The organism is Acidimicrobiia bacterium (genome assembly GCA_040880805.1).
Lineage (GTDB): Bacteria > Actinomycetota > Acidimicrobiia > IMCC26256 > DASPTH01 > DASPTH01.
The window spans coordinates 1-8,066 of sequence record JBBDHW010000005.1; the positions used below are offsets into that span (position 1 = coordinate 1).

The 8,066-nt window shown below is 69.4% G+C and carries 7 protein-coding genes; 4 read left to right on the top strand and 3 right to left on the bottom strand.

Annotated features, from left to right (window positions below; all coding sequences use genetic code 11):
* The coding region (locus WD271_01070; GenBank protein ID MEX1006419.1) for a ribose-phosphate pyrophosphokinase at positions 1-203 on the top strand (203 nt) is incomplete at its 5' end.
* Between the two features lie 32 nt (positions 204-235).
* On the opposite strand, the gene WD271_01075 is transcribed toward WD271_01070, so the two are convergent.
* Entirely contained in the window at positions 236-2,005 is a 1,770-nt protein-coding gene (locus tag WD271_01075; protein ID MEX1006420.1) for an acetyl-CoA carboxylase biotin carboxylase subunit, read from the bottom strand.
* 65 nt (positions 2,006-2,070) lie between these two features.
* Between WD271_01075 and WD271_01080 the strand changes: the two genes are divergently transcribed.
* Positions 2,071-2,808 carry a biotin--[acetyl-CoA-carboxylase] ligase gene (locus WD271_01080; protein ID MEX1006421.1) on the top strand — a complete coding sequence of 246 codons (738 nt, stop codon included), beginning with the start codon at positions 2,071-2,073 and terminating at the stop codon, positions 2,806-2,808.
* A gap of 97 nt (positions 2,809-2,905) precedes the next feature.
* Here the strand turns inward: WD271_01080 and WD271_01085 are convergent, their stop codons facing one another.
* The gene (locus WD271_01085; protein ID MEX1006422.1) at positions 2,906-3,745 is read right to left on the bottom strand and encodes an aminotransferase class IV; all 840 of its coding nucleotides are present in this window, start codon (positions 3,743-3,745) and stop codon (positions 2,906-2,908) included.
* The gene (locus WD271_01090) at positions 3,742-4,992 is read right to left on the bottom strand and encodes an anthranilate synthase component I family protein (GenBank protein MEX1006423.1); all 1,251 of its coding nucleotides are present in this window, start codon (positions 4,990-4,992) and stop codon (positions 3,742-3,744) included. The genes WD271_01085 and WD271_01090 overlap by 4 nt, the downstream gene beginning before the upstream one ends.
* A 77-nt stretch (positions 4,993-5,069) precedes the next feature.
* On the opposite strand from WD271_01090, the gene WD271_01095 reads away from it, so the two are divergent.
* Together WD271_01095 and WD271_01100 are read left to right on the top strand one after the other, a co-directional pair.
* The gene (locus WD271_01095; protein ID MEX1006424.1) at positions 5,070-6,503 is read left to right on the top strand and encodes an LCP family protein; all 1,434 of its coding nucleotides are present in this window, start codon (positions 5,070-5,072) and stop codon (positions 6,501-6,503) included.
* Positions 6,504-6,572: 69 nt separating this feature from the next.
* Positions 6,573-8,003: an LCP family protein gene (locus tag WD271_01100; GenBank protein ID MEX1006425.1), complete on the top strand. Its 1,431-nt coding sequence runs from the start codon at positions 6,573-6,575 to the stop codon at positions 8,001-8,003.
* The last annotated feature ends 63 nt before the right edge of the window (positions 8,004-8,066 follow it).

The following is an 8,066-nucleotide window of genomic DNA, read 5'->3' on the forward strand; positions in this document are numbered from 1 at the left end:
TGGTGAGCCACGGGCTGCTCACCGCGACCGCGGTCGAGCGCCTGGCCGAGAGCCGGATCGAGCGCCTCTTCATCACCGACACGGTCGAGACCCAGCCGGTGGCGCTGCCCGAGAAGGTGGAGGTGATCTCGGTGGCCGCGCTCTTCGGCGAGGCGATCCGGCGCATCCACCGCCGCGAGAGCATCAGCATCCTGTTCGAGTAGCGACGTCAGGTCAGCTCGCCGCGGACGACCGACTACTCGATCACGATCAGCACGTCGCCGGTACCGACGGTGTCGCGCTCGGTCACCCGGATCTCGCGCACGGATCCTGCCGTCTCGGCGTTGATGGTGTTCTCCATCTTCATCGCTTCGAGCACGAGCACAGCCTGGCCTGCTTCGACTGAGTCACCAACGCTGACGAGCACCTTGACGATCGTGCCCTGCATCGGCGCGGTGATCGTGCCGTTGCCCGCGCCGCCACCCGAGGCGGTGCCGGGACGCGGCCGGGACGCGGGGCGCCGACGCGTCGAGGCCGCTGCCGGCGCGTCCGGCAACCAGAGACGAACCGAGAAGCGCTTGCCGTCGACCTCGACCGGCACCGTCTGAACGACTCGCTCCGCGGGCTCCTCACCGTCGGTCGGCCCGCGGGTGGAGCCGGTGGCGTCGGGGGCGGCGTCGAACACGGAGGCGTCGAGCTCGTCCTCGACCCACTTCGTGGAATGCGCGGCGGCCGCGAAGTCGGGATGTGCGAGCAGCGCGCGGTGCGCGGGGATGGTGGTGGCAACACCGGCAATCTCGAACTCGGCGAGCGCGCGCAGCATGCGGTGGCGCGCGGTCTCGCGGTCGGGACCCCACACGACGAGCTTGCCGATCAGGTTGTCGTAGTGCTGCGACACCGTGTCGCCCTCGGTGTACCCACCGTCCCAACGCACACCCGGGCCGCCGGGCAGCCGTAAGCGGGTGATGGTTCCCGGCGACGGGAGGAAGCCCGACGCAGGGTCCTCCGCGTTGATGCGAACCTCGATCGAATGACCACGCCGAACGACTCCGTCCTGGGTGAACGACAGCGGTTCACCGGCAGCCACTCGGAGCTGCTCGGCCACGAGGTCGAGCGAGGTGACCATCTCCGTGACGCAGTGCTCCACCTGGAGGCGGGTGTTCATCTCGAGGAACCAGAACTCGCCGTCCTGATAGAGACACTCGACCGTTCCTGCGTTGAGGTAGCCGCACGCCCGGGCGACCTTCACCGCGGCCTCGCCCATCGCGCGCCGAACCGAATCGTCGAGCGCGGGCGCCGGGCTCTCCTCGATCAGCTTCTGGTGCCGGCGTTGCGTGGAGCAGTCGCGCTCACCCAACCACACGACGTTGCCGTGCGTGTCGGCGAACACCTGGATCTCGATGTGGCGCGGTCGCGTGAGGTAACGCTCCAGGTAGCACTCCGGGCGCCCGAAGTACGCCTGCGACTCGCGTGTCGCGGACTCCAACGCGGCCGCGGCATCAACGGCCGAGCTCGCGACCTTCAGCCCCTTGCCGCCGCCGCCGTGCGCGGCCTTGATCGCAACCGGCCAGCCGTGCTCGTCGCCGAACGCGATGACCTCGGACGCGTCGCTGATGGGGTCGAGGGTGCCCGGCACAACATCGACGTCGGCAGCCGCGGCGGCCTTCCGCGACGAGATCTTGTCGCCCATGATCTCGATCGCTTCGGGTGGCGGCCCGATCCATCCCGTGCCGCGCGTGGTGATCGCCCGCGCGAAGTCGGCGTTCTCGGCGAAGAAGCCGTAGCCGGGATGCACCGCATCCGAGCCGCTCCGCTCGATCGCGCCGAGGATGGCGTCGGTGTTGAGGTAGCTCTCGGCGGCGGTCTGGCCGCCCAGCGCGTACGCCTCGTCGGCGTAGCGCACGTGTAGCGCGTCGCGGTCGAGGTCGGAGTAGACGGCGACGGTCGCGATGCCGAGCTCCCGGCACGTACGCATCACGCGAACTGCGATCTCACCGCGGTTCGCGATCAGGACTTTGCGAAACAACAGCGTTCCTTGTTGGTCGGATCGGGCAAATCAACTCGGGCGTTCGGACGCCGTATCCTACGGCGGTGCCACCGAGCGCCCGCACTCCGAACGGGCGCGAGCGGTGGCAGGTTCGGCGCTTTGCCGACATCGATTCGACGAACCGTTACCTGCTCGACGAGGCACGCGCTGGAGCCGCGGGCGGTCTCGTGGCGGTCGCCGACCACCAGACCGCAGGCCGGGGCCGCTTCGACCGTCGATGGGAGGCTCCGCCGGGCTCGTCCTTGCTCGTCTCGGTGCTGGTTCGGCCCGCTCCCGATGGCGACGACTCCCACTGGGCCGTGATGGCCACCGCGCTGGCCTTGGCCGTTGCCGTGGAGGAGGAAGCCGGGTTCAGCCCTGGGCTCAAGTGGCCGAACGACCTCGTCGTCGGCGATCGAAAGCTCGCGGGGCTGCTGGCCGAGCGCGAGGGTGACGCCCTGGTGATCGGTGCGGGTTGCAACGTCGAGTGGGACTCGTTCCCTCCGGAGCTCGCCGGCACCGCGACCGCGTGCAACCTCGAGGCCGGGCACTCCGTCGACCGCGATCAGTTGCTCGACCGGTTCCTCGCGCGACTCGCCGTCGCGCTCGAGGAGCTCGGCCAGGTGCCGGCGCAGTACCGCGCGCGACTCACGACACTCGGTCGCCGCGTACGCGTGGAACGCGCGCACGACATGCTCGAGGGTGATGCCGTCGACGTGACCGACGACGGCGCGCTCGTCGTCCGAATCGATGACGGCACCGACGAGCTCGTCACGGTCGGCGACGTCGTCCACCTCCGCTAATTCGCTCGCTCTCTGCGAGCCGGGATACCCGGCTCGCGGCCGTTCGCTCGCTGGCGAGCGAGCTCCGCTCCTCCGTCGCTTCGCTCGCCGCGTGTTCTCACGGGTCGATGTTCCGCGCGACGAGGGCGGAGAAGGCCTTGGCGAAGCGCGTGGTGATCGGGCCCGGTGCGTTCGGCAGCGCTCGACCGTCGACCTGCGTAATGGTCTGCACCTCGCGGACGGAGGACGTGAGGAACGCTTCGTCGGCATCCGCGAGCGCGTCGACCGGCATCGCGACCTCGTGGCATTCGATGCCGAGCTCCTGACCGAGCTCGAGCACGAGCGCGCGCGTCACGCCGAGCAGGCAACCGGCCGAAGCCGGCGGTGTGCGGAGCTCGCCGTTGCGCACGACGAACACATTGGATCCGGTGGCTTCGCAGAGCTCGTCTCGCGTGTTGCGAAAGATCGCTTCTCCGGCGCCGCGCTCCTGCGCGTACGCGAGGGCGCGCACGTTCTCCGCGTACGAGATGGTCTTGAGCCCGGCGGTGGCACCGCGCTCGTTGCGCGTCCACGCCACGACCACCACGCTGATCGTGGGCGACACGGACTTGACGTCGCTCGCCGCGACGATCACGGTCGGTCGCGTGTCACGTCGCTCGGAGCCGAGCGGCTGCACTCCGCCGGTGACGGTGATGCGCAGTCGCGCTTCCTGGAGGTCGTTGGCGCGCAGGAGGGCGTGGGCCGCTGCCTGCAGGATGGCCCGATCAGGTGCGACGAGCCCGAGCCCGTTCGCCGAGTACTCGAGCCGGTCGAGGTGCCGTCGCCACGCGAACGGGCGGCCGTCGTAGACGCGCAACGTCTCGAACACACCGTCTCCCACGAGGAGCCCGTGGTCGAACGGAGAGACGCGCGCCGCCTCGGCGTCGACGACCTTGCCATTCACCCAGACTTGTGTCACGACGGCACCAGTTCGCCGGCGCCTGCGACGGAGAGCAGCCGCGAGGCCTTCAGCTCGGTCTCCGCCCACTCCGCCGCGGGACACGAGTCGGCGACGATGCCGGCGCCGACGCCGAGCTCGGTGCGGTCGTCGAACACGGTGAAGGTGCGGATGGCGACGGCGAGATCGCCTTCGCCGCGTTCGGTGTCGAGCCACCCGAACGCGCCGCAGTACACGCCGCGGCGCACCGGCTCGAGCTCCTCGATGGCCTGCAGCACGCGCGGCTTCGGCGCACCCGTGATCGACGCGGGTGGGAACGTGGCAGCCACGAGCGACCCCGTGCCGACGCCGGGGCGGACCGTACCGCGCACGGTGCTCACGAGGTGGTGCAACCCGGGGTGGGCTTCCACTTCGCACAACGACGGCACGCGCACCGAACCGGGCTCGCACACGCGGCCCAGGTCGTTGCGCGCGAGGTCGACGATCATCACGTTCTCGGCGTGGTCCTTCGCGCTCGCGCGCAGCAAGACCGCGTCGGTGCCCGTGCCCTTGATGGGCTTCGTCTCCACCTCGCGCCCGCTCCACGAAAGAAACCGCTCGGGCGACGCGCCGACGACCGCGATCGAGCGTCCCGACACCCGAAGCCCCGACGTTGGGAGCCGGAGCATCCCCGTGTAGGGCGCCGGGTGCCGTGTCGCGAGCGCGGCGTACAACGCCACGGGGTCGTGCGCGCCGTCGACGGTGAGCCGGCGGGTGAGGTTCACCTGGTAGCACTCGCCCGCGCGGAGCAGTTCGACGATCGCCTCGACGCGCGCCTCGAAGTTGTCGCGGTCGAGGCTCGTGCGCCATTCGCCGCTCGCGGGACGCACGTTCCCGCCGCAGCCGTCGACGCCGACGTCGTGCGCAGCGCGTTCGAGGAAGCGCCGACCCGCACCGTCTCCCCGGACCGTGATCTCACCGGTCGGACCGACCCATGCGAGTGCCCCGAACCGCGCGAACACGGCATCGGGGACCGCGGGTTCCTCGAGCGACGCACGCCGCGGGACGACCCGTTCCAACGCATGGCCGAGCTCGTACGCACACCAGCCCACCCAGAGCCCGGGCGCCAGCGAGTCGAGCGCCCGCAGCGCATCGGCGCCGTTGCTCACCGCTACTTCGTCGGGGTCGACGCCCACAAGCGTGGAGGGTCCACGACGGATCGCAGCCGCGCCGGCGTCGTGGGGAAGCCGCGCGAGCAGCGCGGCCGCGACTGTATCGGCGAGGCGCACGGCGCTCACCGTACCGGCATACGGCGAATTCGGCGCGCCCCGAACTCGGCGCGACCCCTCGGTACCATGGCTCCACCGTGAACTCCCTCGGAGCCGCGACCCGCGCCCTCTCCCTGCGCATCGCTCTCGCCATCGTCCTCTGCGCCGTGTTCGTCGGCGGGTCGGTGGTGATGGTGAACCGATACATCGACGACCAGATCGACAACATCCCGCGCGTCGCGCTCACCACCGCGCCCGTCGGAGCCAACGGGATGAACTTCCTCATCATCGGCTCCGACAGCCGCAGCTTCGTCGACAACGCGATCGACTACGGCGCGTTCAGCGACAAGGACACCCAGAACTCGCCGCCCCGGTCCGACACGATGATGGTGCTGCACGCGAACGGCAACAACAGCTACGCGGTGTCGTTCCCCCGCGACCTCTGGGTCAACATCCCGGGGAAGGGCGAGGCGAAGATGAACGCGGCGTTCAACGACGGCCCGCAGAAGGTCGTCGACACGCTGCAAGCCGACTTCGCGCTCCCGATCAGCCATTACCTCGAGGTCGACTTCGAGACGTTCGAGGGAATCGTGAACGCGATCGGCACCGTCCCCGTGTACATCCCCGGCGTGTTGCGCGATCAGTACACGGGCGTGTCAACCCCGTACGGCGCCGGTTGTTACCAGCTCGACGGCGCCGAGTCGCTGGCGTGGGTGCGGGCGCGCAACCTCGAGATCCTCGACCCGAACGGCAAGCTCGACCGCACGACCGGGCAGCGGTGGAGCCCGCTCGACGCCACCGCCGACATCGGGCGGATCGAGCGTCAGCAGGAGTTCGTGAAGAAGCTCGGCCGGATCGCGGTGGAGCGCGCTCTCGACGATCCGTTGATCGCCCCCGACATCGTGGACGCGCTCTTGCCCAACCTCCATGCCGACACCGCGTTCGACCGCACCGCCCTCAACGAGCTCGTCCGTGCGTTCATGGGCCTCGCCTCCGGGGGCGCCGGCCTCCAGTTCGAGACGCTGCCGTGGGACGGCCCAGCCACCCGCGACCGGCAGTCGGTGGTGCTCGTGAAGCACCCCGAGGCCGACACGGTGCTCGCCCGACTCCGCGGCGAGATCGTGGTCGCGCCGGAGCCGTCCACCACGGCTGTTCCCGTCGGGCAGGTCGCGGTACGTCCCGTCGACGTCCGGGTCCGGGTGCTCAACGGCTCCGGGGTCGACGGCGCGGCGGGCGACGCAGACCAAGCGCTCGCGAACCTCGGCTTCGTGAGCGGCGGCATCGGCAACAACACCGGTGGGAACGTGACCAAGAGCGAGATCCGCTATCACCCCGGCGACGAGGCCAAGTCTCGGCTGCTGGCGGCATCGGTGCCCGATGCCAAGCTCGTCGCGGATCCGGCGCTGGTCGGTGGAGACCTGGTGCTCGTGCTCGGCGCGAGCTTCAAGGGGATCGGCGCGGCGAAGCCGTTGGATACCGCAACGCCTCCGCCCACGACCACGCCGGTCTCGCCCGAGGAAGCCTGCAACTAAGGGTCTGTCGTCCGTTCCGATCCGGGCGACCGCCGGACAGATGCGCCCGGCGCTTCCTATGCTTCGCCGATGCCCGCGGCGTCCCGATCAACTGTGCGCGCCTTCGGCGGCCGCTTTCTGATCGCGCTCGTGCTCGCCGCGGCCGTCACCACGACCGCGGTGGCGAGCGTGAACCACGAGATCGACAGTCGGGTGAAGAAGATCAAGCGGATCAACCTGCTCGTCGCGCAGCCACCGCCTGCCGGCAAGAACTTCCTCATCATCGGCAGCGACACGCGCGAATTCGTCGACAACCCGGATGACGCGGGCGCCTTCGGCGACCCGATCTCGGAGACGGGCAAGAACTCCGACACGCTCATGGTCGCGCACGTCGAGCCGGGTGCTCGGCAAACGTTGGTGGTGTCGTTCCCGCGCGACCTCACCGTCGACATACGCGACCTCGCGGGCAAGCAGAAGATCAACGCGGCCTACGGCGCCGGCGGGCCTCAGACCGTGATCGACATGCTCAGCGACAACTTCGACATTCCCATCCACCACTACGTCGAGGTCGACTTCAAGAGCTTCCAAGACGTGGTGGACGCGATCGGCAACGTGCAGGTGTACTTCGCCTACCCGACGCGTGACGAGTCCACGGGCGTGGACGCGATCATCCCCGGATGCTTCCCGCTCGACGGTCCGGCGGCGCTCTCCTACGTGCGGTCGCGCACGCCCGAGTACAAGATCGACGGGAAGTGGGTACTCGGGGACCAGGACGCCCCCGACCTCCACCGCATCGCACGCCAGCAGGAGTTCATCCGTAAGCTGGCGGGCCTCGCGATCTCGAAGAGCCTCGGTGATCCGTTCCTCGCGCTCGAGATCGCCGACCGCGTGCTCGGCGACATCAAGGCCGATCAGAACCTGCAGCGGAGCGACGTCAACTCTCTGATCAACGCGTTCCGGACCATCGACGTGAACGACCCGAACTCCGTGCAGTTCGAGACGATCCCGACGATGCCCGACCCGTCGAACCCGAAGTCGACACTCGTCCTCGGAGACGGCGCGCAGGAGATGATCGACGAGCTCCGTACCTTTGGCAACGAGACGCCGACGCTCCCGAGCGTCCTCCCGCCACAAGTGACCGTCGAGGTGCTCGACGGTTCCGCGAAGGGCATCGCGCAGGACACGCTCACCAAGCTCGTGCAACATGGCTTCCAATCTGCCGGATACGGCGTTGCCAGCACGACGGTGCTCGTGAGCGAGATCCACTACGCGCCCGACCATCTCGCCGCAGCCAAGGCGTTGATCCCGTTCGTCGAGGGTGCGAAGCTCGTGAAGGACCCTTCACTCGCCAACAAGGTGGTGCTCGTCCTCGGGCAATCCTTCCCGGGTCTCACGGTGGACCCCACGGCCACGACACAGCCGCCGGCGCCGGTCGACACGGTGCGGGCCGCGACCGATACCACGGCCGCGCACGCGCCAACCACCACCACGACCGTCCCTGCAAGCCAAGATTGCTCCTGACTCTTCGCTCGCTCTCTGCGAGCCGGGGTACCCGGCTCGCGGTCGTTGGCTGGCTGGCGGGCG